Raw genomic sequence first — 25,881 nt, forward strand, 5'->3', positions numbered from 1 at the left:
AACCATCGGTTTCCGGTCACTTCTGCACTTCGCACTTGTAGACACCGGCCGAACCGGGTTCACACCCGGCCGCCCAGACCCGCCAGGTTCCCGCTTCCACGGTCAGGAACACAACATCACCCTGCATCCGCACCTGGGACTGTCGTCCGTATGCCCGGATCGATGTCACCTGGTCGGCGGCAGGGAGGTTCAGCTTGTCGATCGCGTCGGCGCACGGCTCGTCGGCAGCGACGCTCTCCTCGGTGGCCCTGGCCAGTAGGCGGCACGCCTCCACACTCGAGCCGGCCGCCACTGCTCGATGGAAGGCCACTGCGACCTGCCCCGCACCGTCCTCACCCGGAACTGCAACCGACGCGCACCCCGGTCACCAGTGGCACGCACCGGAGCCGACCCGCCGGCCGATACCGATCCGGCGACGCCCTCCGGCCTGATCAGCGCAGAACGGACGCGGTGGGGCAGCCGTACAGATCGCGGCCGGCCATGCCCACCCGGTTCAGGTGTTTCACCACGATGCTCCAGGCCGTGTAGATCGGCACCTCGTGGTACTTCACGTCCTTGGCCGCGCAGTGCTCGCGGATGATCGGCACCGCCTTGCGCAGGTTGGGGCGCGGCATGCTCGGGAACAGGTGGTGCTCGATCTGGAAGTTCAGGCCGCCCATGAGGCCGCTGGCGATCCGACCACCCAGGACATTGCGCGAGCTGCGGACCTGACGGTCGAAGAAGCTCATCTTCTCGGTGGCCGGAATGACCGGCATGCCGACGTGGCTGACTGCGAAGGATGCCCCGAGGTAGACACCGATGGTGGCGGTGTGGACGAGGAAGAACAGGGTCGCCATCCCGGCGGGCAGGAAGACGAACAGCGCCACCGGCAGTGCGATGATCCGCGCCATCATCAGGACGAGCTCGACCCGATACTTGCGCACGTCCCGCTTACCGAACAGCCAGATGACGCTCTGCACCTGTAGGTTCAGCGACTCGACGACCAGGATCGGGAAGAACCACCACCCCTGGTGGGCGTGCATGAACAAGGCGATGCGAGACCGGATCGGCTTCTCGGCGGTGTAGAAGTGCACGATCGACGGCTCGATGTCCGGGTCCTTGCCGATCTGGTTCGGCGTCGCGTGGTGCTTGGAGTGTTTGGCGTTCCACCACGACAGGCTGATGCCGGCGATGACGGTGCCGAGGACCATCGCGACGCGATCATTGGCCTTGCGGGACTTGAAAATCTGTTTGTGGGCGGCGTCGTGCCCCAGGAAGATCACCTGGGTGATGACGATGGCCAGGGCCACGGCGATGCCCAGTTGCGCCCAGTTGGTTCCGAGGAACGAGAACGCCACCCAGACACCGGCGAGGGCGAGGAACAACAGCGCGGTCTTGATCGCGTAGTAGCCGTAGCGGCGCTCCAACAGGCCCTGGCTCTGCACTGCCTGCAAAACCTGCGAGTACTCAGTGGTGGAGGTGGCGGCGCCGGGTTTGCCGGAGCGGCGATCGGTCGGTTCGATGGTGAGCGTCATGGACGGCGTCCATCCTCGGCCGGGGATCGACCGCGTCGGGTGTACACCGGGAAATTCAGCGACGGTCTGCCACCTGGGAGTATCGCCCGATGCAGTGACCGTACCCAGCCAGTCTGTGAATCATGTGGGTCTGCGGCACTCGTCACCCGACCGAGCGTCGGATCCGATGACGTGTCAGACAAGCAGGACAACACGGTCCCGACAAAGGGCGACCCGCCCCCCGAACGGCGGTATCGGCGGGCGATGCCGGACCCCGCACCGAGCGCACGGACTCCCCACGCGCCCAGTCATTCTCCGGCGGCACGCGCCATTATCCTTCGCATCTGGTGGCATCTTGCAACCGGCCGTGCTAGCTTCTCCCACAACCGATCTTGTATTGCAACCAGTACGGAGCGGCCGAGGGCCGATGCGAGCGCCTCCGCGAGCGGGCGTACCGCACGCTCCGAGCACGGCGCACGAGAGGAATGACCGATGATCAAGATGCTGCTCACCTCGGCGGGCGTCAAGAACGCCGCCATCCGCGACCGGCTGGACTCGATGCTGGCAAAGCCTGTGTCACAGAGCCATGCCCTCGCCATTCCCACCGCCGGGTACGGCCACCCGATGGTCGATCCCACCCGGGCGCACAGTTTCATCAGCGGCCAGGGCTCGGAGACCCCGATGACCGAGTTGGGCTGGGCCTCTGTCGGCGTCCTGGAGCTGACCGCGCTGCCCAGCATCGACGCCGACCGCTGGAGGACCTGGGTCCGCGCGGCCGATGTGCTGTTGGTCAATGGTGGTGACGCGCTCTACCTGGCGCACTGGATGCGCCTGTCCGGACTGGCCGACCTGCTGCCGTCGCTGACGGACATGGTCTGGGTCGGGCTGAGCGCCGGCAGCATGGTGATGACGCCCCGGATCGGGGACGACTTCGTTGAGTGGCAGGCGCCCAGCGGTTCCGATGAGGCCTTGGGGCTCGTCGACTTCTCCATCTTCCCGCACCTGGAGCACCCGCGACTTGCGTGGAACACCCTCTCCAACGCCCGCCGCTGGGCAACGACCCTCGACGGACCGGCCTACGCGATCGACGACGACACGGCCATCTCGGTGATCGACGGGGAGGTCGAGATCGTGTCCGAGGGCCAGTGGGAATTCCTCCCGGCACCGAAACCGACACCGGCATCGGCACCGGCCGAGGACCGATGAGCACACCTGCGTCGCCACCCTGCACCGGTCACAGCGAACGGCCCCGGATCCGTCGAGGATCCGGGGCCGTTCGATGGTGCTGAACTGCTGATCTGCTGAGTGCTCAGGCCTCGCCGACGACGGAGACCTGGAAGGACGCCGACACCTCGGGGTGCAGCTTGACCGACACGGCGTGCTTGCCGGTGGTCTTGATGTGCCCGTCGGTGACGATCGTACGACGGTCCAGGGTCGGGCCGCCGGCCGACTTCACCGCGTCAGCGATGTCCTCGTTGGTGATCGAGCCGAACAGCTTCTTGGCATCGACGCCGGTGGTGCGGGCGGTGAGGGTGACGACCAGCTTCTCGAGCTTCTGCTTGATCTCGTTGGCGTGCTCGACACCGCGGACCTCGCGGGCCTTCTGGGCGCGCTTGATCGTCAGGACCTGCTTCTCAGCGCCCTTGGTGGCGATGATGGCCTTGCCCTGCGGCAGGAGGTAGTTGCGGCCGTAGCCGTCCTTCACCTCGACGATCTCGCCGGGTTCACCGAGGTTCTCGACGTCGGTGGTCAGGATGAGCTTCATGGTGTGTCTCCTCGTCCTAGTCTCGGCGCGCGCGTCAGCGCGCGGTCGAGGTGTAGGGCAGCAGGGCGACCTCACGGGCGTTCTTCACGGCCGTGGCGATGTCGCGCTGGTGCTGGGTGCAGTTGCCGGTGACGCGACGGGCGCGGATCTTGCCACGGTCCGAGATGAAACGACGCAGCAGCGTCGTGTCCTTGTAGTCGATGGCCGGTGCCGTTTCCTTGCAGAAGGCACAGACCTTCTTCTTCGGCTTCCGTACGGGGGGCTTGGGCATGTGATGTCTACTCTCGAATGCTGGAATGTGGTGTGGGGAAAGGAATCTCGACTACCGAATCAGAACGGGGGTTCGTCCGAGTAACCGCCGCCGCCGCCGCCGGCAGGCGGAGCCGAGGCCCAGGGGTCGTCGACCGGAGCGCTGCCGCCGCGGGACTGCCCGCCGCCGCCGCTGTTACCGCCGCCGAAGCCGCCCGAACCCCCGCCGGAGCCTTCCTGACGAGCAGTCTTGTTGACCTTGGCGGTCGCGTACCGCAGCGAGGGGCCGATCTCGTCGACCTCCAACTCGATGACGGTGCGCTTCTCGCCTTCCTTGGTCTCGAAGCTGCGCTGCTTGAGCCGACCGGTGACGATCACGCGGGAGCCGCGGGTGAGCGACTCCGTCACGTTCTCGGCAGCCTGCCGCCAGATGTTGCAGCGCAGGAACAAGGCCTCGCCGTCCTTCCACTCGCCGCTGGTGCGGTCGAGCGTCCGAGGGGTCGATGCGACGGTGAAGTTCGCAACGGCCGCGCCGGAGGCGGTGAAGCGGAGCTCGGGATCGGCGGTCAGATTGCCGACGACCGTGATGATCGTGTCGCCCGCCATGGCTTACTTCTTGCCCGGTCGGGTGATCTTGGTGCGGAGCACGGACTCGTTCAGGTTGAGCTGACGGTCGAGCTCCTTCACGACGTCGGGGGTGCAGTTGACGTCGATCACGGCGTAGATGCCTTCGGGCTGCTTGCGGATCTCGAAGGAGAGCCGCCGCTTGCCCCACACGTCGACCTTCTCGACGGTGCCGTCTCCCTGACGGATCACGTTGAGGAACGTGTCGATCGACGGAGCGACAGTGCGCTCGTCGAGCGAGGGATCGAGGATGAGCAGAAGCTCATAGTGACGCGGAGCAACAAGAGTGCTCACGTACACCTCCTGTGGACTCATCGGCCACGGTCTTTCCGCGGCAGGAGGTTCATGCAGGGACCTGGGTCCTGACAACATGAAGCCCACGTCTGGAGAAGATCGAGTCGATCGTCGCCGGTGGTGGGCTCGATGAGTCTATCAGCGCTGATCGGAGCCGCCGACCGAAGACTTCGCGCTGCCGTGCGACCCGACTCGTGGCGACTCCCAGCTCACGGATCGCTGTCGCCCGGGTCTGATGGAAGTGCGGTCCACCGGACCGGTCAGAAGCAGACCGCGCCCCGGGCGGCGGACCCGACGAGCTTGGCGTACTTGCCCAGCACGCCATGATCCAGGTGCTGGGCCCGCGGCCGCCAGGTGGCCCGGCGGCGGGCCAGTTCGTCGTCGTCCACCACGAGATCCAGTGCCTTGGAACGCATGTCGAGCCGGATCACGTCACCGTCCTGGACCAGCGCGATCGGACCGCCCAGTGCTGCCTCGGGCGCCACGTGGCCGATGCACAGGCCGGTGGTGCCCCCGGAGAACCGACCATCGGTGAGCAGCAGGACGTCCTTGCCCAGACCGGCTCCCTTGATGGCGCCGGTGACCGCGAGCATCTCCCGCATCCCCGGGCCGCCACGGGGGCCCTCCCAGCGGATGACGACGACGTCGCCGGGGGACAGGGTGCCCTCGGCGACCGCGTCCATCGCTCCTTGTTCTCCGTCGAACACCCGGGCTGGGCCCTCCCACACCTCGGCGTCGAAGCCGGCGCTCTTGACGACGGCACCCTCCGGCGCGAGGGAACCGGTCAGCACGGCGATCCCACCGGTCCGGTGGATGGGGTCCCGCAGTGTGTGCAGCACGTCGCCGTCGAGGGCGGGTGGGTCGAGTTCCGCGAGGTTCTCGGCCATGGTCTTGCCGGTGACGGTCATGACGTCGCCGTGCAGCAGCCCGGCGTCCAGCAGTGCCTTCATGACGACCGGGATGCCACCGATCCGGTCGATGTCGGTCATCACGTAGCGACCGAACGGCTTGACGTCCGCGAGGTGCGGGGTGCGGTCGCCGATCCGGTTGAAATCCTCCAGGGTCAGCTCGACGCCGGCCTCGTGGGCGATCGCCAGCAGGTGCAGCACCGCATTGGTCGACCCGCCCAGGGCCATCACCACGGTGATGGCGTTCTCGAAGGCCCGGTGGGTCAGGATGTCCCGCGCGGTGATGCCCGCGTCGACCAGGGCGACCGCGGCCTCCCCGCTGCGTACGGCGAACGAGTCGCGCCGGGCGTCCGGGGCGGGCGGTGCCGCGCTGCCGGGCAGCGACATGCCCAGCGCCTCGGCGGCGCTGGCCATGGTGTTCGCGGTGTACATGCCACCGCAGGCGCCCTCACCGGGACAGATGGCCTTCTCGATCTCGGTGAGTCGGTCCCGGCTGATCTTCCCGGCCAGGCAGGCCCCGACGCCTTCGAAGGCGTCGATGATCGTCACGGATTCCCCGTCGAGCTGCCCGGGCAGGGTGGAGCCGGCATAGAGGAACACGGCAGCAACGTCCAGCCGGGCCGCGGCCATCAGCATGCCCGGCAGCGACTTGTCGCACCCGGCCAGCAGAACGGCCCCGTCCAGCTGCTCGGCCCGGAACACCGTCTCCACCGAGTCGGCGATGACCTCACGGCTGACCAGGGAGTAGTGCATGCCGCCGTGGCCCATCGAGATTCCGTCGGACACCGAGATGGTGCCGAACTCCATCGGGTAGCCGTCGCCCTCGCGCACGCCCTGCTTCGCTGCCTTGGCCAGCCGGTCGAGCGACAGGTTGCAGGGAGTGATCTCGTTCCACGAGCTGGCAACACCGATCTGCGGCTTGCGCCAGTCGTCGTCGCCCATCCCGACCGCGCGCAGCATGCCGCGGGCTGCGGCCCGTTCGATGCCGTCGGTGACGATGTGGCTGTGCGGCTTGCGGTGCGGGCGCGGCGCGGGGGTGTCGAACGTCGCGGGCCGACTGATATCCGTCATGACCGGGACTGTACGGCGCGCGTCCGCAGCTCCCGAGGACGCGTCGTGGGAGTCGTGGCCCGTCACCGTTCGTGCGTCTGATCAGTCGGCGTCGACGAGGTCTCTGGGGTTCCGGGTGCCGGCGATGATCTCTGCGGCCAGTTCGTCGATGTCCATCTCGGCGGAGAACGCGGCGCCGCGCAGCAGGGCAAGTGCGTTGCTCATGTCGACATCCAGCGCCAAGCCCGTCATCCCGGTGGCCTGCCACACATGCATCCGATCGTCCCACGGAGCTTTGTAGTCGGGATCAGGTCTGTTGCCGATGGCTTCGGCGACGGCTGATGTCTCGGTCAGCACTGCGGTGACGCGATTGCCGATCGCCCGGACGGATGGGGCGGCATCGTCGGGGTGTGAACTGCGGTGGTAGGCATCCAGCATCCCCCACGGGCGAGACATGCCCAGGGGTGTGGCCACGATGGATCGAAAGGGCGTGTGCCGGGTGAGCCCGTCAAAGAACGTGGGGAACTGCTCGTCCAGGGCGGAGCCGTTGAACAGGGCCGTGTGCCGATCGTCGAAGACCCGGAAGCAGGGGCCGTCCCCGACGGTGAACTGGAGCCGCTCGGCAGCAGAGGCAACCGGGCCGCTGGCACCGATCGGCACCCGCAACCGGTTTCCGGCCAACACGGTGATGCCCACGCCGTCCGCGTCGAGCACCTCGGCCGCAGTTGCGGCGAGCGCATCGGCCAGCAGCACCGCCGGCAGCCGGCCCAGAGTCATCCGTTGTTCCCAGAGCGAGTCGAAGCGCTCCAGCACGTCAAGGATCGTGTCCTCGTTCTGCTCCATGGCCCGAATCTTCCCCATGACGCGGGCAGGCAAACGAAGCAGGTGCCACGCTCTCACCGTCGGCGGCCTTCGAGGGGAACCTGCACCCACCGAAGGAGCCCTGAACGTCCGCCGTCATCGCAGGTGAGCAGGACCAATCGTCCGTTTCGCCCCCCGCCGAGCGCGGCCCAGGTCGGTACCGCTCCCGGCACCGCGAGATTGTGCCGAGCACCCTAGAATCGTGCGGGGGTCGGCTGATCCGGTCGCCCCAACCTGAGGTAGCCCCACAAGGGAGCGCGCCGTGTCATCGACCCCGGAGAAGTTGACCGCAAAGCTGTTGTCCCGCACCCGGGACGTGCCCGTCGGAGACATCGAACAACTGCTCAGGACTGCCACTGCCGCGATCGTCGAGATGGGCGTGGCGGACACGGTGAGCATCTTGGAACGGGTCGGAGACCATGGGTTCACCACCCGGGCGCCCACGGATCACCTCGCCATCGCCGTCGACCGACTGCAGCGCGAGCTGCATGAGGGTCCGTGCGTGGAAGCGTCCTACGACAACGATCTGCTGGCATCCGGCGATGTCGGAGCCGATTCGCGGTGGCCGCACTGGGGTCCGGCAGCAGTCGCCGAGGGCGTGCAGGCGGTGATCAGCGTGCAGCTCTACAACCACGAGCAGACCATGGGCGCTCTCAACCTCTTCCACACCCACAAGCGGGAGTTGACCACCGACGACCTGGAACTGGCGCGCACCCTGGCGGTGCCGATCTCGATCGAGCTGGCGCACTGCCGCCAGGACGAACACCTGTGGAAAGCCATCGACGCCCGCCACCGCATCGGACAGGCCCAGGGCATCCTGATGGAACGGTTCAAGATCTCCGACGCCGTCTCGTTCTCCGTGCTGCGCCGGCTGTCGCAGCAAGGCAACCGGAAGCTGCACCTCATCGCCGACGACATCGTCCGCACCGGCCAACTCCCGCCGGAAGTCGAGCACCTCATCGCCGGATGACGGGCACTCCGGGCTGGCACTGAACCCGGCAGCTGCAGGATGCGAGTGTTCGGCCTCGGTTCAGGCTCGCAGCTAGCGTTGTGCCCATGGTTCTGCTGAAGTCGATCGCCCTGTTCATCGTGGCCGCCCTCGCCGAGATCGGCGGCGCATGGCTGATCTGGCAAGGCATCCGCGAGCACAGAGGGCTGCTGTGGATCGGCGGCGGGATCATTGCCCTCGGCCTCTACGGCTTCGTCGCCACCCTGCAACCAGACGCCGACTTCGGCCGGATCCTCGCCGCCTATGGAGGCATCTTCGTTGCCGGGTCGCTCGCCTGGGGAATGGTCGTCGACAAGTTCAAGCCTGACCGCTGGGATGTTGTCGGCGCGGCGGTGTGTCTCATCGGCGTCGCCGTCATCATGTACGGACCGCGCACCGCAGTCTGACGGGCCGACTTGGCGTCGAAGTCGCCGGTGTCACGGATGGCCGCCGACCTCGACGAGCAGTCCGGCTCGCGCAACCTTGCCGAAGCGGGGCTGGGCACGAAAAGGCGCAGCGTCAGTGCTACCAAGAACTCCTGCGCGGACCGAAGCTGAACAGGCAACCGCCAGGAATGGGCAGCATGTCGAAGGACTCGGCTTCGTAGTCCTCCCATTCCTCCTCGACGACGGGCTCGCGGTTGATGGCCCGTTCGACCACCACCGGTAGCGGCGCCGCTGGGGGAGGCGGCGCCGCCGGAGGGGCGAGTCGCGCGCGGGTTTCGGTCAGGACCCTGGATCGCCTGGAGAGGTCGGCGCCGCAGGCGGAGCAGGCCCGTCCGCCGTGGTTGACCGTCTCGCACACGCCGCATCGCCAGGTCGCGATCATCGGGATCGACCCTTCTCGGCCCGGGTCAACAACCTGCCCACCAAGCTGCGCAGGCCCGAGTCTCGTGCACCGGAGTCGGCCGGCGGACCGGTTCGAGTCGCAGACGAACTACCTGGAATCGTGGGGACGCCCGCATCGGCAATGCGCAAGCCCTTCCCGCGCAGCGCCGACGTCGAGTGCGAGTCCGGTCGGACGACAGGCAACGGCGGCTTCGCAGTGGTCGTGGGGGCACCGGGGCGCTGCGCCATGAGAGTGGCGTGCACCTCGTCGATACTCGGCCGGGCATCAGGATCCGCCAGCAGCATGCGGTTCACCAGTTGCGCAACGGGGCCGGGAAGCCCGGCCGGGGGAAGCAGCAGCGGTTCGCCGTTCAGCACCGCTATGGCCGGCTCGTGGTGAGCCGGGTCGAAGGGTGGCACCGAACCCGTGAGGTACTCGGCATAGATCAGGCCGAGAGCGAAGATGTCGGCACCTTCGGTGAGCTCCGAGGCGTTGTCGGCACCCTGGACGTAGCGCGCCAGTTCAGGCGAGTAGAAGTTGATGGTCCCGACGATCTCGTCGGCAGGCGGCGGGTTTCCCACCACGTAGGAACTGTCGAAATCGATCAACTTGGTGGTGTACCCGAGCTCTGTGCGCTTGATGAGCACGTTGCTCGGCTTCAGGTCGCCGTGCACGATGTGCAGCTCGTGCAAGATCCGAAGGCTGTGCGCAACGGTCATCATCAACACCAGCTTGGCGGAGAACTCAAGGCGCGCAACGTCTTCGACCTCCATTCCCGCCGGGTCGATCTTCTCAGTGACCTTGTAGTACTTCGCGCCCTGCCGGAAGAAGTCAAGGGTGGTGATCAGGTTTCCGCGGTAGCGGGTCACCGGCGCCAGAGCCACCTGAATTCCGCGGTGATGCGCCTCGAACGCGGCGCAGCGTTCCCGCTTGCGCGCCTTGGTGGCTGCGCTGCCCGGTGCGTCGTCATCGGGGAAGGTCGGGCTGAGGAACCGCTTGATGAAGTACTCGCGGCCATCCCGCTCGGCGAAGGTCCATTCGCTGAGGCCGGCCCCGACGACGCGGAAATCCTCCAGCAAGGTGTAGCCGCCGACAACCGCTCCGGTTTTCATGAGTTCTCCGCAATCGGCCCGGGCTCGCCCAGGAGTAGCTGGTAGTCCACCTTGTAACGAGCCCACAACTGCGCTGTCTGCTCGGTCAGTCGTTCACGTGAGGCCTGCAGTTGCGCTTCCATCAGGTCTGTCTCCGCGGCCGTCCTGTCCAGTGGCTCCACCCATTGGGACGTGACCACATCCAGGCGGTCGGAGAAACCCGCCCGGAAGCCGTCGTGATCGGTACCGACACCCAGGACTGCCATCGATGCATCATCCCCGGTGATCGCCCTGATCGATTCCTGCACGGCGGTGGACCAGCTCTCGGTGTCCGGTGCGCCGAGCAGGGCCGCCAGGATGGAGTGTTCGAAGTGCATCGGCGAGCGGAAGTATCCGAAGCACCCATCGGTCGCGGCGACCAGGAGGAACGGGGCGGTCAGGTCGACGGTTCGGTGGCGAACGAGAAAGGGGGTGTCGGCAGACATGGCGTTGCTGACGATCGAATCGTCCCGCAGGTTGGCCATGGCGTCACCCAGGTCCTTGATGTCGTCGACGGTGAGTTGCTGGAGTCCGTGGGTGGGATCCAGGGCGTAGACGCGGGAATCACCTGCCCACCACAGACGACAGGTCCAGCCCGGTTCATCGAGGGCGCGGCGCTGCACGGACGCCAGCGCCATCGTCGTCGGCAGGGCCCGGAGCAGTTTCGAACGGAGAGCGCTCCGTGGTGCCCGCAGTTCGGCCCAGCGGGCTGTCAACGCGTGTTCCACGCATTCCCTGAGGTCCTCGGCGGTGGCCGGTCCGTCCAGGTCGGCACCGAGGTCCAGCAAGATGCCCAAGCGCTGCTCGACGGCAGTTCGGGCGGCCCTTGAGGCGAGATAGGCGCCGGTGCGCGGACCGTCAGGGGTCTCATAGACCGTGCCGCCGGCTCCGCCCATTCCGTCGAAGACCGCGACGAAGGCCGTGCCTTCCCGGCTGTGGTCCAGGATCGGGTCGGCGTCCTCGCCGTGCTCAGGGAGCTTGGCAAGGTTGAACCGGAACGCGACGGGCCACCACGGTGCCACCGGAGCGGCATCCGCCACGGGGGTTCGGTCCACCTTCTCGGCATCAGGCGACCGATCCGCGCCCACCGATGCATCGGCTTCGGCCTCGGTGGGTTCGCCTTCGGTGCCCAGCGCGTCACCGCTCGGAGATCCGCCGGTGGGAACGCCCGGCTCGGTGCCGGGCTCCGGCTCCGCTGTCGACACCGCGGGCTGTACGTCGTCGGATCCAGCTCCGGGCGGCTGCGGGGCAGCGCCCGTCACCTCCGGTTCGGATTCGCCACTCACACCGAATTGCCGATGGAATCGACGATCGTGCCGTAGTCGACCTCGGACAGGCCGCTACCGGCCTCCGACGGGTGGTGCACGACGTTCTCCCAGTTCGCCGAGATCTCACCCCACCCAGGGCCGTCCGGTGCGAACAGGATGAGCCGCTTGCTGCTGGAACCGACCGGTCCTTGTGGGTCCTCCCACAGATCGGTCAGGTCGCTGAAATTGCTGGGTACGGAGGTGGCCAGATCCGGCGGGAGGTCGGCGAGGTTGAGCGGGTGGGCCGGCGCATCGGTCCAGACCACGATCACCTGACGGCGCCTGTCGCCGACGGTGGTCCACGGGGAGTTGATCGCCAGCGACAAGGCCTCAAGGCCCGACTCCGCCGCATCGCCGCCGCCGTCGGCCACCAAGCCGCTGACGAAGCCGTCGAACGCAGTCTGTTCCTCGGGCAGCGAGTAGAACGAGGACTCCTGCAGTGGCGCTGCTGCGTCGGAGGTGAAGTCGCGGAACGCGATGACCCGAACCCGCAGCGTGTCCACGTTCTTGCCCTTGGCCGTCAGATTGGTCTGCACGTCCTCGTAGAAACGCAGCGCGTTGGCCTTCACCGCATCGATGATCGGGGTCATGCTGCCCGTCACATCGATGCAGAACACGATGTCCACTGCGTACCTCAGACCTCGCACGATCGGCGGCGCAGCGGGTGCGGCAGGAGACTCCGGGCTGGACGAGGCGGGAGTGGACTCGGTCGCGGAGTCCAGCGCCGCCGGCGCGCTCGGGTGGTCCGGGGAGGTCTCCTCGGACTCGCCCGTGGTCGAATCGTCGGCCGTCCCTGCTGTCGGACTCCCGGGCTCGGGGGAAGTACTGGGCGCGACGTCGGGCGTCCCGCTGCTGTCCGATGTCGGTTCGACATCGGGAGCAAGCGTCGGCGACTCGTCAGGAGAACGTGGATCCAACTCTTCGGGCATGGGATTTCCTCCGGGGTAGGCAGGAGTTGACGGCGACACCTGATCGATCGGTGCGACCCGGTGGTACCCCGTGCCGACCACTTTCAGACGGGCAACGCCCACTGCACGGTCAGGCGAGAGTGGTCATCACACGGCCTGGCCGGCCGACGGGGTGATGACGGTTTCGAACCCGATCGGGGTCGCGTCGCTGGGGTGCGGTTCGGGCCGGTCGAGGCTCAGGCGCCGGTCCCGGACGACTGCTCGGCGCCGGCGTCCCCGAAGACGGTCTCCCTGATCTCCCGGACGGCTTCCTCCACCGCACCGGCGACGACGCCGTCACCGGCGAGCTGGGAGGCGACGATCTCCGGGCGGACGAACGACCACTGGGCCATCGCCGCCCGCACCAGGTCCACCAGCTCCGCGCCGCCGGCGGCCGCGACCGGGCCGCCGATCACCAGCAGGCCGGGGTCGATGAGCGCCGTCACGGCACTGACGCCCTGGGCGATGCCCTCCGCCAGCTCGGCCAACAGCGCATGCCCACCCGATTCGGCGGCGAGCAGCGCGCTGCGCACGACTTCCTCGGGAACGTTCGAGGAGCGGATGCCGTGCCGCTTGGCCAGCGCCCGCAGACCCTGGCCACCGACGAGCTGCTGGAATGCGCCGGCGCCGCCGCGGTCGACCCGGGGATGTTCCACGCCCGGCACCGGGAGGTACCCGATCTCACCGGCGCCGCCGTGCGCGCCCAACCGGACCCGGCCGTCCAGCACCAGCCCGAGGCCGACCCCGCGGCCGAGCCAGAGCAGGGCGTAGTCGCTCCGCCCGCGGGCGGCGCCGCTCCTACCCTCCGCCACCGCAGCCAGGTTCACATCGTTGCCGTACCGCACCTGCATCCCGAACTCGGCCGAAAGTCGTTCCGGCAGACCGGATTCCTCCCAGCCGTGCAGATGGCGAGCATGCCGGAGTCGGCCGGTCACCGGGTCGATCACCCCTGGTGTGACGATCATCAGCAGCCGGACTGCCGAGGCCGGGAGTGCCGCCGCGGCCAGCACTCCGTCGATCGCCCGGCGGGCCTCCTCGGCGGGGTCGGACGCCCGTCGGGAGGGGACCTCGACCGCATGGGCGGCCACCACCGCTCCGGTGATGTCGGCCAGCGTGGCAACGCTGCCGTGCTGCTCCACGTGCAGCACCAGAACGTGTCCGGCGCTCGGGTCCACCGCGTAGATGCGGGCATTCGGGCCGGGGCCACCCTCGGCTACGCCGGTGGTCGTGACCAGGCCACGCTGGGCCAGGCGGGTCAGCAGCGACGACACCGTCGGCTTGGACAGACTGCTGAGCTGGCCGACCCGGCCGCGCGTCATCGGCCCATGCTCCAGCAGCAGGTCCAGCACCACCCGGTCGTTGATCTCGCGCAACACCCGCGGCGAGTCGGCGCTGCGGCGTGCAGCCACGACGGGCACCACCGGAACGGCAGCGGCGTGGTCGGGCGTCATCCGCCCCATTCTGTCCCATCGGTGCCGGCCCCGAGCAGTCGCAGCGCCGCCTGCGTCGACGCCCGGGTGGCGCCGTAGGTGGCCAGTGCAGGCACGTCCTCGTCGGCGACCCCGGCCACGCCCATCTCGAGCAGCACGGCGTCCGGCCGGTGGGTGCGGACAGCTGTTGTCAGCTCCCGCATCCAGCGGTGCCGGTGACGATCGCGGGTGATGACCACCACCGTGCCGGCGTCCCGGATTGCCGCGACCGGCAGCTGCGCACCGGCGGTCAGGATCATCTCGGCAAGATCGCCGCGCACCGCACCCGGACCCCACGGGACCACGCCGACGGCGATGTTGGGGGTCTCCTCGCAGCGCAGCAGCAGTCCCGGCCCCGCCCACCGCGGCAGTGGTCCAGCGACGGTGACAGCGCGAGTGGCGGTCGCCACGTCCTCGGCTCCGACACCGGACGCCCCGACCGGCGCTCCGACCTGACGGGAGGCAGCGGCCCCGGCGACGGCCGGCAACCCGCTCACCCGGCGAGCTGCATCGGCCAGCCGGTCTGCCGGCAGTGTTCCGTCGCGGACCGCGTCGACGATCGCGTCGGTGAGGCCGGACAGCTCCTCGTCACTGCGGGTCGCGCCGCCGATGCAGAGCAGATCGGCCCCCGCGGCCAGCGCGAGCACGGCACTTCCGGCCAGCCCGTAGCGTCCGGCCAGTGCCTGCATCTCGAGGGCATCGGTGACGATCACTCCGTCGAAACCCCAGTCCCCACGCAGGATCTCGGTGAGCCAGCGCGCAGAGATCGAGGCCGGCAGGGGATCGACCGCGGGCACCGAGAGGTGTCCGGCCATCACGGTCGCCACCCCGGCGTCGACAGCTGCCCGGAACGGCCGCAGCGGCCCGTTCTCGAGCGCGGCCAGGTCGCCGGCGATCACCGCCGGGTGCAGATGGGTGTCCGCAGAAGTACCGCCGTGACCGGGAAAGTGCTTGGCGCAGGCGGCAACTCCAGCGTCCTGCTGTCCGCGGACGAACGCGACCGTGTGTCGGGCGACCAGGTCGGGATCGGCACCGAAGGCTCGGGTACCGATCACCGGGTTGTCCGGGCGGTCGCCCAGATCGGCACTCGGGGCGAAGTTCAGGGTGACGCCGGCAGCCCGCAGCCGGGCGCCGACCCTGGCACCGACAGAGCGCGTCGTCGCCACGTCGTCCACCCGCCCGAGAGCGGCATTTCCCGGGTAGGGCGACCCGGTGGACGCGTCCAGCCTGGTGACGTCACCGGCCTCCTCGTCGATGGCCACGACGAGCTCCGCACGCTCGGCCAGCAGGACGTCCGTGAGCGCGCGCACCTGCGCGTCGTCCCGCACGTTCCGACCGAACAGGCACACCGCTCCGAGCGACTCGGACACCCTGCGGCGCAACCAGTCCGGGGCAGTCGTGCCGTCGAAACAGGGCATCAGAACGGTGTCGGCGAGTGACCTCAGGGTGCCGGTCGTTCCGGTCGCCGTCATCCCTTCACCGCGCCGGCGGTCAGTCCGGTCGCCACCTTGCGCTGGATGATCGCGAACAGCACGACGATCGGCAGTGCCACCAACGTCGAGGCCGCCATCAGGGCACCCCAGTCGACGCCCTTGGTGGTGATGAAGGTGTCCAGCCAGACGGTGATGGTCTGGTTCGTGTTCTGCTTGATCAGCACGTAGGCGAACAGGTACTCGTTCCACGCCTGGATCACCGCGAACACCGTGGTGGCCACCAGTCCCGGCGCCGCCAGCGGCAGGATGATCCGCCGGAAGGCCTGCCCGCGGGTGCAGCCGTCCACCATGGCGGCCTCCTCGAGGTCCTTCGGGACCGCCGCGATGAACCCGCGCAGCATCCACACCGTGAACGGCAGCACGAACGACAGGTACGCCAGGATCAGCCCGATCGATTTGTCCGTCAGGTGCGCCTTGTTGAGCATCAGGTACATCGGGATGATCAGGCCCTCGATGGGCACCATCTGGATCGTGATGACCAGGATGACGAGCGCCTTGCGGCCGGTGAAGTTCATCCTGGCCAGGGCGAGCGCGGCCAGGAAGCCGATCACCAGGGCGATCAGGGCCGTACTTCCCACCACCACCAGGCTGTTGAGCAGGCTGCCCAGGAATCGCGGCTGCTCCAGTGCCCGCCGGTACGAGTCGGTGGTGAACGGGGCCGGGAACCACTGCGGGTCGACCCGGCGCAGGTTCACCCCGAGCTTGAACGAGCTGGCGAGCATCCAGTAGACGGGGAAGATCATCACCAGCCCGACCAGCACACCGAGCAGGTTCCACACCGACCCGGCGAGCATCCTCCGGGTCTGCCTGCGGCGCCGCACGGGTGGCCGCGGAACGCTGATCGGTGCTCTCGTCACGGGTCGGTCCTCCAGCAGCGTCATGAGCGGCTCTCCTCGTCGCTGCTGCGCAGCACGTTGCGGACGGCCACCGCCGACAGCACGCCGAGCAGCAGCACGCTGATCAGCGCGATGGCCGCCCCGTAGCCGAAGTTCTTGTTGGAGAAGGACTCCACGTACGACCAGATGCCGATCGTGTAGTAGCTGTCCTTGTTGGCACCGATGTCGCGCAGCAGCCAGATCTGGGCGAACACCCGGTAGTCCCAGATGATCGAGAGGGTGATGACGATCATCAGCGTCGGCCGGATCGCCGGCAGGGTGACGAACCGGAACACCCGCCACGCACCGGCGCCGTCCAGCCGGGCCGCCTCGACATGGTCCTTCGACACCCCGGTCAACGCGGCGTGCAGGCTGATCACCACGAACGGCAGGGCTCCCCACACCACGATCGCGGTGATCACCATCCACCCCGTCAACGGCTCCTTGAACCAGTTGAACGTCCTGGTCGGCAACACCCCCACCTTGAACAGCACGTAGTTCAGGACGCCGAACCGCTGGTCGATCAACCAACGCCAGATCGGCATCGCGATGATCGGCGGCATGGCCCAGACCGTCACCATCGACAGCATCAGGAAGGTCCGCACCGGACGGGCGACCTTGGCCAGCAGATGCGCCAGCGCCAGTCCCAGTCCGACGGTCAGACCGACGGCCACCACCACGAACTGGACCGTGCGCGACAGCGCTGCCCAGAACTCTTGGGACGCCAGGATGTCGCCGTACTGCTGCAGACCGACGAAGGTGGCCTCACGACCGCCGATCAGCTGGTCGAGGCCGTACTTCTGCATCGAGACGATCAGCAACCGCACCAGCGGGACCGCGAGGACCACCGCCAGTACGAGCAGCAGCGGCGCGACCATCAGCCACGGGGTGAACCCGGATCGCCTGCCGGAGCCCCGGCCCCCGCGACGACGAGACGTCGCCGCAGGAGCCGGGGGAAGGGGCGTACTGGTGGTGGTCATCGCGTGGGTCAGCCGTTCAGCAGCTCGGTGATGCGGCTGCTGGCCTCTGCGGTGGCGTCATCGATCGACGAGGAGCCGGTGAGGACCGCGTCGAACATGTTCTGCAGCACCCGGGAGTCCTCGACCTTGGTCCAGTTCTTCGAGTTCGGCACGAACCGACCCGTGGACGCGGCCTTGACGACCGTCTCCGCGTTGGCATCACCCTTCTTCGGGGTGAACGTCGTGGCGTTGGCGATGTAGCCCTTGGCGGCCAGTGCGCCCTGATACTTCTTGCCGGTCAACAACTTCGTGTACGCCTTCGCAAGATCCGCGTTCGGCGTCCTGCCATTGATGACGATGTCGCTGCCACCGAGGAACTGCGGCAGCACGGTCCCCGGCTTGCTTCCGGGCACCACGAAGATGCCGACCTTGCCCTCCAGCTTCGGATTGCCGTTCTCCTTGTCGGTGACGACCCCTGGCTTCCAGGAGGCGTCGATGAACATGGCCGCCTGGTCCTGCGCCATCACCAGGGCGTCGTCGGCCTCGTCGGTCCCGTCGCCACCGCGGGACACGGCGCCGACGAAGTCCTTGAGCCGCTGCAGGCCGGCCTTCGATGCGGCGGAATCCAGTGTGCCGGTCCATTTTCCGTCGGCAGCCTGGGTGGCGATCTCGCCGCCGGCGTCCCAGACGAACGACATGCCCTCGTACCAGTACTGGCTGGGGAAGTAGAGACCGGAGAACGACCCGTCATCGCCATGGTCGGCGAGCAGCTTGACGCCTGCTGCCTGCAGGTCGTCGAGCGAGTCGAACGGCGGCTTCAACCCGGCCTTGTCGGCGAGGTCGGTGCGGTGGATACCGACCCGGACCCCGGCGTAGTAGGGCACCGCGATGAGCTTGCCGTCGTACGTCGCAGACTCCTTGAGCCCGCCCAGCCAGGCATCGGAGTTGTCGAAGTCCGCAGCGGTCAGTTCCATCAGCGCACCGGCCCCGGCGAACTGGGCGACCTGGGTGTTGCCGAGTTCCAGGACATCCGGAGCGGTCCCTGCGGTGTCGGCCAGACCGGTGGCCACCTTGGTCGTGTACTCGCCCCAGGTCTGCTCCTGCAGGTCGACCGTCACTCCGGGGTGGGCAGCCTCGAACTCGGCGTCGAGGGCCTTGATGTCGATGTCCTTGAGCGTGTCGCCCTGCATCCACACCCGCAGCGTCTGCTGCTCGCCCGTCGGCGCCTCGGCCGAGGTGGCGGCGCTGCTGGTGGCCTCGGCAGGCGCCACGCTGCCCGTCGAGGAGGGGGTGGTGACGCTGCTGGACTGCCCCTGCGCGGACGTGGGCGACGGGGCGGCAGGCGCTCCGGTGGAACCCGCCCCGCTCGGATCGGGATCGGCGGCGCACCCTGCGGCCACCAGGCCCGCGGCGGTCAGCACGGCGATCAGACGGCGACTGCGGATACCGGCTCTCATCCTGTTCTCCCTCGTTGGAGTGACTCCCTGACCGAATAGTTAGGGAAGTTGTCCTATCTAATGTCCGAGAGACCGCGTCGTCAAGAGCTGGGCGGAATTCGGCCGCAGATCGGCCGGACGCTCCGAGCGAGTTCGCGCATCGGCCGGTACGCACCGGCTTCGCTGGCTACCGTTCTGCAGATGAAGACGACCACCCGCCTCCGCGCCACCGCCCTGGCCGCTCTGCTCGTCCTCGCAGTCAGCGCCTGCGGCGGCGAGGTGACCGGGAGCCCGGCCGGGCAGGCGTACTCCCCGCCCGACCCGGCAACGGCGACCGCGCAGTCGATCGACCTCGAGGAGGCGGTGGCGGTCAGCCCCGCGGGGACCCTGTTGGCCATCGCCAAGGACAACAGTCTGTGCGTGCGGGATCGGGTGCCGACGGGCGCCAAGGGAACATCGTCCACCTGCGCGGAGGACCCCGACATCACCGGACGGCAGCCCGCCGTGTTCTCCCCGACCGGCTCGCGCCTGGTCGTCTTCGAAAACCCGGGCCAACACGGAAATCGCGCGCGCGCCTGGATTGTCGACGCCTCTTCTGGGACGACTGTCCCGATCACCCTCCCCGCGGCGACGTCATCCAACGGCCCGAGCCCGACAGCGCCCAGCCCTACATCGACCACCGGGACCGGCTCGGCTCTCCGGGACGCAGCGGTCACCTATCTGTGGCAATCGGACGACGCACTGTTCGCCGTCGGCATCACTGGGGCGGTGTACCGCATCACCCCGTCCACCGGCGCGGCAGTGGTGCTGGCGCCCAGCGGCGACCGCACGAAGGAGACGGTCACCGTGGCCGCCATCGGCGGCGGCACCATTGCCATGGTGTGGGAGCGCAGATCCCGAGGCGGCGCTCGGCTCGTGACGGTCTCGATCGCTGACGGCGCCGTGCGGGATCCGGCGGTCACCTTCGACCAGGACATCACCCACCCCATCCTGCTGGGCGTCTCGCCCGACGGCGGGAAGGCCCTGCTCAGCACGGCGAACCTGCAGACCTTGGTTCCCGGCGAGACAGGGATCTACGACCTGACGTCCGGACAACACACCGTGATCGCAGGTACCGAACGCACCTACGCCGCAGGCGGTGCTTTTTCTCCCGACGGGTCGGTGGTCGCCTTCGTCGCGAGTGGAGCGGCGACCGACATCCGATCGAAGCCCACAGCCGCGGACGGCAACCGGTTCCATCTCCAGTTGGCGCCGGCCGACGGCAGCACCGCACCCCGCGACCTCCTCGGAGCCGACGACGAGACGCGCAACGTGTACGGGCCGCTGTTGTGGTCTCCTGCCGGCGTCATCGTCACTGCCGCGAGTCCCAGCCCGCAGGCGGCAGCCTGGATCGTCACAGGCTGACCGACCGTCAGGGCCGCGAACGTCAGCCCCAAACGACCGTCAGGACCGCGAACCTCGGGCTGAAACGACCGTCAGTACCGCGAAGGTCAGCGGGGGTCGCCCACCGCCGTCAGCCCCGGTGCCGGCTGGGCATCGTCGACCACCGGACGGCGACGCTGGGAGATGCCGCGGACCAGCGTCGGAAGCGACGGCAGGGTGAAGCGGTCCGGGGCGTCCTCGAGCACGCCGCCGGTCGGATCGTCGTCACCGGTCTGTCGGACGAGATCTGTTGCCGGACGGATGATCTCGCGGATCACCAGCACCGCCAGCATCACGACCAGTGCGCCGCGGATGATCGCCGCGCCGATGAACGGATAGATCGACAGGTAGAGCGGCTGCCCCTGGGCGTTGTTCCCGGCGAACTGCAGCATGAGCAGCAACCAGGTGACCGCCTCGCAGAACTGCCAGATCAGCACCGGCCGCCAGCGCGGGAGCGCCAGGGCGACCAGCGGCAGCAGCCAGATCGAGTACTGCGGCGACCACACCTTGTTGGTCAGCAGGAAGGCCGTCACCACCAGGAACGCGAGCTGGGCGAACCGTGGCCGCCGCTCCGCCGAGAGCGCCAGCCAGCCGATCGCCGCGCAGGCGATGAGGAACAGCACCAACGACACCGCATTCAGCAGCGTCGGCGTTCCGCCCGACACGGTCGCGTTCCAGATCGTCGAGCCGGACAGCTGCTGGACGATGAAGTACCAGCTGTCGTACTCGGGTGGACGGGCAGAGTTCAGCCGGATGAACTCGTACCAGGCGTCCGGATGCAGCAGCATCACCGGCACGTTGACCACCGCCCAGGCGATCACCGCTCCGACGAGTGCCTTCACGAACGCCGGCATCCGACCCGACCGCAGGCACAGCACCAGCAGCGGCCCGAGCAGCAGGATCGGATACAGCTTGGCCGCCATCCCGAGGCCCAGCAGGATCCCCGCGACGCCGGGCTTCTTGCGCGACCAGGCGAGCATGCCGCCCGCGGTGAGCCCGACGGCCAGCAGGTCCCAGTTGGTGAACCCGTGCACGATCAGCAGCGGACCCAGACACATGATCGCGGTGTCCCACACCCGCTTCCGCGCCATCCGCGCGGTGCACATCACGGCCCAGAGGTAGCACAGGCTGAGCACGATCGCGCCGATCGAGAAGTAGGACGCGACGTCGAGACCCTGCGGCACCACCCCGGACCTGCCCAGCTCGAGGTAGCCTTGGTTGACCCAGCTGATCCCCCACATCAGGACACCGGTGAGTACCGGATACTCCAGATAGCGGACCGTGCCGATCGCGCCGATGTCAGGGACCGTCACCAGTGCCCCGTCCTGGACCTGCCGGTAGCCGGTCTTCGGGTCGCCGACGACGTCCTGGTCACTGAGCTGGACGGTCCCGTCCGGACCGACGTACTGCAGTTGGCCGTCCACCGTGCTGACCCGATCGGCCGGGTAGATCCGGCGCTCGCCCTGATCGGTGAGGTCGATGAAGGAGTTCGCGTAGGGGAAGTCGGCCGGCCGGTTGAGGCCTCGACTGCCGTACAGCGGGACCACATCGTTGTAGCAACCGGTGAGCCAGGGCTTGTTGCCGCCCTGGTCCAGCACCGGCGGATCACCCTTGGTCTGGATGCACGGCGATTTCGCCAACCAGCCCAACGCCAGCACGAAGATGGCCATCAGCAGGCACACCCGCAGCGGGGTGATCAGCACGTTGCGACCGACCTGGGCGTGCCTGCCCAGCGGCCCGCCCACCAGGCTCGAGGCGCGGCGGACGGTCGGATCGGTCCACGACGGGACGACCCGTTCGTCCGGTCCGAGAGAGGCACTGGGTGCGAGGTCGGTCCCGCGGTGACGTCGCCGGCTCGAGCGACCTCCGCCGCGGGTGGTGCCGGTCGCCGATGGCGTCGCTGCGGCGGCCTGGGACGGGTCGTTCGCGGCATCGGGGGTGGCTGCTTCCGGCGCGAACGCACGGTCCGGATGGTCGGCCGGGAGCGGGGCGAACGCGGCCTCCGACTCGGTGAACACTCCGGGCGTCGGCGACGGAACGGGGGCCATTGCATCCCCCGACCCACCCGGATCCACACCCGGCCCCTCGCCGGCACGATCGCTCACCCGGCAGAGCCTACTGATCGCCCGGGTCCGGACGGAGGCCGTCGGAGGGAGTCACTTGGCGACGCGCCGCCGGGACCGTCGGGGGGCGGTCTCGACCTCGTCCCCGGCGGTGGCCCTGCCCATCACGAAGGAGGCGATGAGGTGGTTCCAGGAGCAGGTCCGGCAGACCTCGACCTGGTGCACGGTGAACTCGTCGACAGTGCCGGCCAGCCGCTCCAGCTCGTCCGGGGTGCGGGCCGATCCGGCCATGTGTTTGATCAGGTCGCCGTAGATCCAGAAGACGTTCGTCAGCGGTTCCTTCCGGCACACCGGACACGGCTGATCGGTGACGATGCCGTGGAACTTGGCTGCTCGCACCAGGTACGGCGAGGCGTCGCAGACTTCGCTGACTGCCGTCCGTCCGGCCATGACCTCGGCGAGCACGGCACGGCGACGCAACGCGTAGTCCACCAGTCCTCGCTGCGTCTTCATCGAACCAGGCTACGCCCGGCTCCTGTCGCAGCTCCGGCGGTCCCCGCAGTGTCGCACCGGCGACAGCGAGCGGTCGGGATGGCGGATCCAGCACTGCTGGACCTATCGTTCTGATATATCGTTCCGATACATCCGACGCGCTGCGTCACCGACGCTGGGAGGGTAACGACATGGCGGCAGCCTCCGCACGCCCTCCGCGATCCGGCAGCGACGTGCTGGAGCTGGCGGTGCTGGGACTGCTGGCGGACGGTCCCACCCACGGTTATGCACTCAAACAGCGGTTGTCCGCTGTGCTCGGCACGTTCCGGGCGTTCTCCTTCGGCTCGCTCTACCCGACGTTGAAGCGGCTGACCGTTGCCGGATTCGTCCTCGACCAGCACGTGCCCGTCGACGTCGATGCCGTTCCGCTGACCTCCAGACGGTCGAGGGTGATCTACGTGATCACGCCCGACGGCAAGGAACGGCTCACCGACCTGCTCGCCGATGCCGGTCCGCAGACCTGGTCGGACGACGGATTCGGCGTCCACCTCGCGTTCTTCGCCCGCACCCCGTCACCGATCAGGGTGCGGATCCTCGAGGGCCGGCGGCGGCGCATCGAGGAGGGGCGGGAATCGCGGCGGTCCGCCCTGACCAGGGCCGCCGAACGGCTCGACCGGTACACCGCCGAACTCCACCAGCTCGGACTCGACGCCGCCGACCGGGAAGTGCGGTGGCTCGATGAGCTCATCGCTCACGAGCGGGAGCACCACGCCGGCGGACCGCCCTGCGCCTATCCCGATCCACCGGGTGCCGACTGAACGTACCGGCGCTGCTGAGTCGATGGCCTGCCACCCCACCGAGCCCGGCGCCCCAGCCCACCGCCCCTGCCCACCGCCCCAGCCCACCGCCCCAGCCCACCGCCCCAGCCCAGTGGGCCCCCCACCTCGTCCCGCCACCCCACCCCACCCGGCAGTCCGCTGCCGGGACGAAGAACAGGAACCCTCGATGTCCGCTGCTGTGCCCGTCCCCGATTCCGCAGCCGAACAGCGCACCGCCGGTCATGGCACCCACCCGATCCGGGTCGCGATCGTCGGGGTGGGCAACTGCGCCTCCTCGTTGATCCAGGGGGTGCAGTACTACCGGGACGCCGAGCCGGGCACCACCGTCCCCGGCCTGATGCACGTCCAGTTCGGCCAGTACCACGTCTCCGACCTGCAGTTCGTGCTCGCACTCGACGTCGATGCGAACAAGGTCGGCGTCGACCTCAGCAAGGCCATCACGGCGAGCGAGAACAACACCATCACCTTCGCGGAGGTGCCGCCGCTGGGCGTCACGGTGCAGCGCGGCCACACCCTCGACGGGCTCGGCAAGTACTACCAGCAAATGATCGACGAGTCCGACGCCGAACCGGTCGACGTGGTCGCCGCGTTGCGGGAGGCGCAGGTCGACGTGCTCGTCTGCTACCTGCCGGTCGGCAGCGAGGACGCCGCGAAGTTCTATGCGCAGTGCGCCATCGACGCGGGGGTGGCCTTCGTCAACGCACTGCCGGTGTTCATCGCCGGCACCCCGGAATGGGCCGAGAAGTTCCGGGCCGCAGGGGTTCCCATCGTCGGCGACGACATCAAGAGCCAGGTCGGCGCAACCATCACCCACCGGGTGATGGCCAAGCTGTTCGCCGATCGCGGCGTGGTGCTCGACCGGACCCTGCAGTTGAACGTCGGCGGCAACATGGACTTCATGAACATGCTCGAGCGCGAGCGCCTGGAGTCGAAGAAGATCTCCAAGACGCAGGCCGTCACCTCACAAGTGGGCCACGACCTGGGTGCACGCAACGTACACATCGGCCCGAGCGACTACGTCTCCTGGCTGGACGACCGCAAGTGGGCCTACGTCCGCTTGGAGGGTCGGGCCTTCGGTGACGTCCCGCTGAACCTCGAGTACAAGCTGGAGGTCTGGGACTCCCCGAACTCGGCCGGCGTGATCATCGACGCGGTACGCGCCGCCAAGATCGCCCTCGACCGCGGCCAGGGCGGCCCGGTGCTCTCGGCGTCGTCGTACTTCATGAAGAGCCCGCCGGAGCAGTACGGCGACGACGTCGCCCGCGACAAGGTGGAGGCCTTCATCCGCGGCGAGTGACTCGGACGGTGGTCGAGCGACGTCACCGGTGATCGAGCCATTTCACCGGTGACCGAGCAAACGACGAAGGAGCGCGACGAGATCCCACCCCGACACGACCGACTCTCGCCGATCGAGCGACGAAGGAGTCGAGATCCCGTCAGATCGCCAGCCGGGTGACGAGGATGTGGCCCTCGATCCGCGTTTCTGCAGGAACTCCTGCGGAATCAACGATCGAGGGCCACCAGTTCGTCACTTGCCGGGCGCAGGTGTCGGAAAGTGGCCGCCCGTCGCGCATTTCCGCAGAGCGTCCTGCAAGTTCTCGAATCCGGCGGCCGTTCTCCGACACCGTCGCCGGCACCCGACCCTGCGGCTGTGCCGTTCGAAGTCGTGACGCCGTCCCGGGCCCCCGCGCCGCACGCGGTTCGGCACGGATACGTGCTCGCAGCGCCTGTTCGGCGTTTTCACGCCGACCCCGTGGGCGCCGGTGGATCCGTTCGGCACGATGACGTGTCCCGGTGCCGGGTCGGTGTTCTTGTGCCGAACACCGTCGTCCGGGTCAGGAACCGGGGTCACACGGGAACCACAGCGGGCGCTGGTTCGCTGTAGACAGGGAGTGGACGGCCCGCATCACACGAAGGAGCACTGCCATGGGATTCATCTTCACGCTCATCGCCCTGGTCGGGCTGCTGGCCGCCCTCGGCTACGCCGGCTTCCTGTGGCAGTTCGACAAGGTTGCGCAGAAGCGGGCCGGCGGCGAGGTGGCGCGGCAGCGGATCAAGAAGCGGATGCCGCTCGCCCTCGGCTCCACGGCCGCTGCGGCACTCGGCCTGATCATCACTGCGGCCTCGGGAACGGGTGGCGACATCCTGGGCATCATCCTGGCCGGTGGCGCGGGCGTGTGGTCGGCGAGCCAGATCGGACAGGCGAACAAGCAGCTCTGAGGCCTCGGGCACCTGCCGGTGGGTGATCTGCCACACGAGCAGCATCATCGGCGCTGGTCAGCGTCCTGCTCGGTGACCTGTGCCGGCGCGCGCGGAGTAGCGTCGTTCGCTGTGGACACCTGGGGACTGACGCGCCGGCGGCACGTCGACTTCGGACGGATCCACAGCG

At 68.4% G+C, this 25,881-nt stretch carries 26 protein-coding genes; 7 read left to right on the forward strand and 19 right to left on the reverse strand.

The features are described from left to right. Positions 1–16 precede the first annotated feature (16 nt). Together ABLG96_RS21080 and ABLG96_RS21085 are read right to left on the reverse strand one after the other, a co-directional pair. Positions 17–310, reverse strand: a complete 294-nt coding sequence (locus ABLG96_RS21080; protein WP_353649260.1) for a hypothetical protein — start codon at positions 308–310, stop codon at positions 17–19. Positions 311–431: 121 nt separating this feature from the next. Next, complete coding sequence (locus tag ABLG96_RS21085) at positions 432–1,514, reverse strand: acyl-CoA desaturase (RefSeq protein ID WP_353649261.1); 1,083 nt, start codon at positions 1,512–1,514, stop codon at positions 432–434. A gap of 474 nt (positions 1,515–1,988) precedes the next feature. Between ABLG96_RS21085 and ABLG96_RS21090 the strand changes: the two genes are divergently transcribed. Next, a complete protein-coding gene (locus ABLG96_RS21090; RefSeq protein WP_353651613.1) occupies positions 1,989–2,699 on the forward strand; it encodes a Type 1 glutamine amidotransferase-like domain-containing protein in 711 nt (236 codons plus the stop codon). 103 nt (positions 2,700–2,802) lie between these two features. On the opposite strand, the gene rplI is transcribed toward ABLG96_RS21090, so the two are convergent. The 6 genes from rplI to ABLG96_RS21120 all read right to left on the reverse strand — a co-directional run bounded on the left by rplI (position 2,803) and on the right by ABLG96_RS21120 (position 7,226). Next, positions 2,803–3,258, reverse strand: coding sequence for a 50S ribosomal protein L9 (rplI, locus tag ABLG96_RS21095; protein ID WP_353649262.1), 456 nt, complete (start codon positions 3,256–3,258; stop codon positions 2,803–2,805). 34 nt (positions 3,259–3,292) lie between these two features. Next, positions 3,293–3,529 (reverse strand): 30S ribosomal protein S18, encoded by a 237-nt coding sequence (gene rpsR, locus ABLG96_RS21100; protein ID WP_353649263.1) that lies wholly within the window; start codon positions 3,527–3,529, stop codon positions 3,293–3,295. Between the two features lie 59 nt (positions 3,530–3,588). After that, the gene (locus tag ABLG96_RS21105; RefSeq protein ID WP_353649264.1) at positions 3,589–4,113 is read right to left on the reverse strand and encodes a single-stranded DNA-binding protein; all 525 of its coding nucleotides are present in this window, start codon (positions 4,111–4,113) and stop codon (positions 3,589–3,591) included. Between the two features lie 3 nt (positions 4,114–4,116). Continuing rightward, entirely contained in the window at positions 4,117–4,446 is a 330-nt protein-coding gene (gene rpsF / locus ABLG96_RS21110; protein ID WP_353649265.1) for a 30S ribosomal protein S6, read from the reverse strand. Between the two features lie 239 nt (positions 4,447–4,685). Continuing rightward, entirely contained in the window at positions 4,686–6,404 is a 1,719-nt protein-coding gene (gene ilvD, locus ABLG96_RS21115; protein WP_353649266.1) for a dihydroxy-acid dehydratase, read from the reverse strand. Positions 6,405–6,485: 81 nt separating this feature from the next. Beyond that, on the reverse strand, positions 6,486–7,226 hold the full coding sequence (locus ABLG96_RS21120; RefSeq protein WP_353649267.1) for a GAF domain-containing protein: 741 nt from the start codon (positions 7,224–7,226) through the stop codon (positions 6,486–6,488). Positions 7,227–7,506: 280 nt separating this feature from the next. Between ABLG96_RS21120 and ABLG96_RS21125 the strand changes: the two genes are divergently transcribed. After that, positions 7,507–8,214 carry a GAF and ANTAR domain-containing protein gene (locus ABLG96_RS21125; protein ID WP_353649268.1) on the forward strand — a complete coding sequence of 236 codons (708 nt, stop codon included), beginning with the start codon at positions 7,507–7,509 and terminating at the stop codon, positions 8,212–8,214. A gap of 86 nt (positions 8,215–8,300) precedes the next feature. Continuing rightward, a complete protein-coding gene (locus ABLG96_RS21130; protein ID WP_353649269.1) occupies positions 8,301–8,639 on the forward strand; it encodes a YnfA family protein in 339 nt (112 codons plus the stop codon). 118 nt (positions 8,640–8,757) lie between these two features. Here the strand turns inward: ABLG96_RS21130 and ABLG96_RS21135 are convergent, their stop codons facing one another. The 9 genes from ABLG96_RS21135 to ABLG96_RS21175 all read right to left on the reverse strand — a co-directional run bounded on the left by ABLG96_RS21135 (position 8,758) and on the right by ABLG96_RS21175 (position 18,697). Next, complete coding sequence (locus ABLG96_RS21135) at positions 8,758–9,060, reverse strand: hypothetical protein (protein WP_353649270.1); 303 nt, start codon at positions 9,058–9,060, stop codon at positions 8,758–8,760. After that, positions 9,057–10,172 carry a protein kinase gene (locus tag ABLG96_RS21140; RefSeq protein WP_353649271.1) on the reverse strand — a complete coding sequence of 372 codons (1,116 nt, stop codon included), beginning with the start codon at positions 10,170–10,172 and terminating at the stop codon, positions 9,057–9,059. Before ABLG96_RS21140 ends, ABLG96_RS21135 begins: the two co-directional genes overlap by 4 nt. After that, positions 10,169–11,476: a protein phosphatase 2C domain-containing protein gene (locus ABLG96_RS21145; RefSeq protein ID WP_353649272.1), complete on the reverse strand. Its 1,308-nt coding sequence runs from the start codon at positions 11,474–11,476 to the stop codon at positions 10,169–10,171. The genes ABLG96_RS21140 and ABLG96_RS21145 overlap by 4 nt, the downstream gene beginning before the upstream one ends. Then, positions 11,473–12,426 carry a vWA domain-containing protein gene (locus ABLG96_RS21150; RefSeq protein WP_353649273.1) on the reverse strand — a complete coding sequence of 318 codons (954 nt, stop codon included), beginning with the start codon at positions 12,424–12,426 and terminating at the stop codon, positions 11,473–11,475. Before ABLG96_RS21150 ends, ABLG96_RS21145 begins: the two co-directional genes overlap by 4 nt. A gap of 215 nt (positions 12,427–12,641) precedes the next feature. Further along, entirely contained in the window at positions 12,642–13,895 is a 1,254-nt protein-coding gene (locus ABLG96_RS21155) for an ROK family transcriptional regulator (protein ID WP_353649274.1), read from the reverse strand. Then, on the reverse strand, positions 13,892–15,385 hold the full coding sequence (locus ABLG96_RS21160; protein WP_353649275.1) for a glycoside hydrolase family 3 N-terminal domain-containing protein: 1,494 nt from the start codon (positions 15,383–15,385) through the stop codon (positions 13,892–13,894). The genes ABLG96_RS21155 and ABLG96_RS21160 overlap by 4 nt, the downstream gene beginning before the upstream one ends. After that, positions 15,382–16,263 (reverse strand): carbohydrate ABC transporter permease, encoded by an 882-nt coding sequence (locus ABLG96_RS21165; protein ID WP_353649276.1) that lies wholly within the window; start codon positions 16,261–16,263, stop codon positions 15,382–15,384. Before ABLG96_RS21165 ends, ABLG96_RS21160 begins: the two co-directional genes overlap by 4 nt. Before the next feature lie 20 nt (positions 16,264–16,283). Continuing rightward, a complete protein-coding gene (locus ABLG96_RS21170) occupies positions 16,284–17,159 on the reverse strand; it encodes a sugar ABC transporter permease (protein ID WP_353649277.1) in 876 nt (291 codons plus the stop codon). A gap of 110 nt (positions 17,160–17,269) precedes the next feature. Next, the gene (locus tag ABLG96_RS21175) at positions 17,270–18,697 is read right to left on the reverse strand and encodes an extracellular solute-binding protein (RefSeq protein ID WP_353649278.1); all 1,428 of its coding nucleotides are present in this window, start codon (positions 18,695–18,697) and stop codon (positions 17,270–17,272) included. A gap of 180 nt (positions 18,698–18,877) precedes the next feature. Here ABLG96_RS21175 and ABLG96_RS21180 point away from each other — a divergent pair, with 180 nt between their 5' ends. Then, the gene (locus ABLG96_RS21180; protein WP_353649279.1) at positions 18,878–20,080 is read left to right on the forward strand and encodes a hypothetical protein; all 1,203 of its coding nucleotides are present in this window, start codon (positions 18,878–18,880) and stop codon (positions 20,078–20,080) included. Between the two features lie 86 nt (positions 20,081–20,166). Here the strand turns inward: ABLG96_RS21180 and ABLG96_RS21185 are convergent, their stop codons facing one another. Together ABLG96_RS21185 and ABLG96_RS21190 are read right to left on the reverse strand one after the other, a co-directional pair. Then, positions 20,167–22,203 carry a glycosyltransferase 87 family protein gene (locus ABLG96_RS21185; protein WP_353649280.1) on the reverse strand — a complete coding sequence of 679 codons (2,037 nt, stop codon included), beginning with the start codon at positions 22,201–22,203 and terminating at the stop codon, positions 20,167–20,169. A gap of 51 nt (positions 22,204–22,254) precedes the next feature. Next, the gene (locus ABLG96_RS21190) at positions 22,255–22,674 is read right to left on the reverse strand and encodes a DUF5318 family protein (RefSeq protein ID WP_353649281.1); all 420 of its coding nucleotides are present in this window, start codon (positions 22,672–22,674) and stop codon (positions 22,255–22,257) included. Between the two features lie 212 nt (positions 22,675–22,886). On the opposite strand from ABLG96_RS21190, the gene ABLG96_RS21195 reads away from it, so the two are divergent. The 3 genes from ABLG96_RS21195 to ABLG96_RS21205 all read left to right on the forward strand — a co-directional run bounded on the left by ABLG96_RS21195 (position 22,887) and on the right by ABLG96_RS21205 (position 25,712). Then, the gene (locus tag ABLG96_RS21195) at positions 22,887–23,471 is read left to right on the forward strand and encodes a PadR family transcriptional regulator (protein WP_353651614.1); all 585 of its coding nucleotides are present in this window, start codon (positions 22,887–22,889) and stop codon (positions 23,469–23,471) included. Positions 23,472–23,658: 187 nt separating this feature from the next. Continuing rightward, positions 23,659–24,789, forward strand: coding sequence for an inositol-3-phosphate synthase (locus ABLG96_RS21200; RefSeq protein WP_353649282.1), 1,131 nt, complete (start codon positions 23,659–23,661; stop codon positions 24,787–24,789). Positions 24,790–25,418: 629 nt separating this feature from the next. Continuing rightward, positions 25,419–25,712 carry a hypothetical protein gene (locus ABLG96_RS21205; RefSeq protein ID WP_353649283.1) on the forward strand — a complete coding sequence of 98 codons (294 nt, stop codon included), beginning with the start codon at positions 25,419–25,421 and terminating at the stop codon, positions 25,710–25,712. The last annotated feature ends 169 nt before the right edge of the window (positions 25,713–25,881 follow it).

The sequence above is a fragment of the Nakamurella sp. A5-74 genome, from assembly GCF_040438885.1.
GTDB lineage: Bacteria > Actinomycetota > Actinomycetes > Mycobacteriales > Nakamurellaceae > Nakamurella.

Excerpts from the sequence above, each read along its gene's own strand:
- ABLG96_RS21085 (WP_353649261.1), bottom strand. The coding sequence starts at position 1,514 with ATGACGCTCACCATCGAACCGACCGATCGCCGCTCCGGCAAACCCGGC.
- rplI (WP_353649262.1), bottom strand. The coding sequence starts at position 3,258 with ATGAAGCTCATCCTGACCACCGACGTCGAGAACCTCGGTGAACCCGGC.
- rpsR (WP_353649263.1), bottom strand. The coding sequence starts at position 3,529 with ATGCCCAAGCCCCCCGTACGGAAGCCGAAGAAGAAGGTCTGTGCCTTC.
- ABLG96_RS21105 (WP_353649264.1), bottom strand. The coding sequence starts at position 4,113 with ATGGCGGGCGACACGATCATCACGGTCGTCGGCAATCTGACCGCCGAT.
- rpsF (WP_353649265.1), bottom strand. The coding sequence starts at position 4,446 with ATGAGTCCACAGGAGGTGTACGTGAGCACTCTTGTTGCTCCGCGTCAC.
- ilvD (WP_353649266.1), bottom strand. The coding sequence starts at position 6,404 with ATGACGGATATCAGTCGGCCCGCGACGTTCGACACCCCCGCGCCGCGC.
- ABLG96_RS21120 (WP_353649267.1), bottom strand. The coding sequence starts at position 7,226 with ATGGAGCAGAACGAGGACACGATCCTTGACGTGCTGGAGCGCTTCGAC.
- ABLG96_RS21130 (WP_353649269.1), top strand. The coding sequence starts at position 8,301 with ATGGTTCTGCTGAAGTCGATCGCCCTGTTCATCGTGGCCGCCCTCGCC.
- ABLG96_RS21135 (WP_353649270.1), bottom strand. The coding sequence starts at position 9,060 with ATGATCGCGACCTGGCGATGCGGCGTGTGCGAGACGGTCAACCACGGC.
- ABLG96_RS21140 (WP_353649271.1), bottom strand. The coding sequence starts at position 10,172 with ATGAAAACCGGAGCGGTTGTCGGCGGCTACACCTTGCTGGAGGATTTC.
- ABLG96_RS21150 (WP_353649273.1), bottom strand. The coding sequence starts at position 12,426 with ATGCCCGAAGAGTTGGATCCACGTTCTCCTGACGAGTCGCCGACGCTT.
- ABLG96_RS21155 (WP_353649274.1), bottom strand. The coding sequence starts at position 13,895 with ATGACGCCCGACCACGCCGCTGCCGTTCCGGTGGTGCCCGTCGTGGCT.
- ABLG96_RS21160 (WP_353649275.1), bottom strand. The coding sequence starts at position 15,385 with ATGACGGCGACCGGAACGACCGGCACCCTGAGGTCACTCGCCGACACC.
- ABLG96_RS21170 (WP_353649277.1), bottom strand. The coding sequence starts at position 17,159 with ATGGTCGCGCCGCTGCTGCTCGTACTGGCGGTGGTCCTCGCGGTCCCG.
- ABLG96_RS21175 (WP_353649278.1), bottom strand. The coding sequence starts at position 18,697 with ATGAGAGCCGGTATCCGCAGTCGCCGTCTGATCGCCGTGCTGACCGCC.
- ABLG96_RS21180 (WP_353649279.1), top strand. The coding sequence starts at position 18,878 with ATGAAGACGACCACCCGCCTCCGCGCCACCGCCCTGGCCGCTCTGCTC.
- ABLG96_RS21190 (WP_353649281.1), bottom strand. The coding sequence starts at position 22,674 with ATGAAGACGCAGCGAGGACTGGTGGACTACGCGTTGCGTCGCCGTGCC.
- ABLG96_RS21200 (WP_353649282.1), top strand. The coding sequence starts at position 23,659 with ATGTCCGCTGCTGTGCCCGTCCCCGATTCCGCAGCCGAACAGCGCACC.
- ABLG96_RS21205 (WP_353649283.1), top strand. The coding sequence starts at position 25,419 with ATGGGATTCATCTTCACGCTCATCGCCCTGGTCGGGCTGCTGGCCGCC.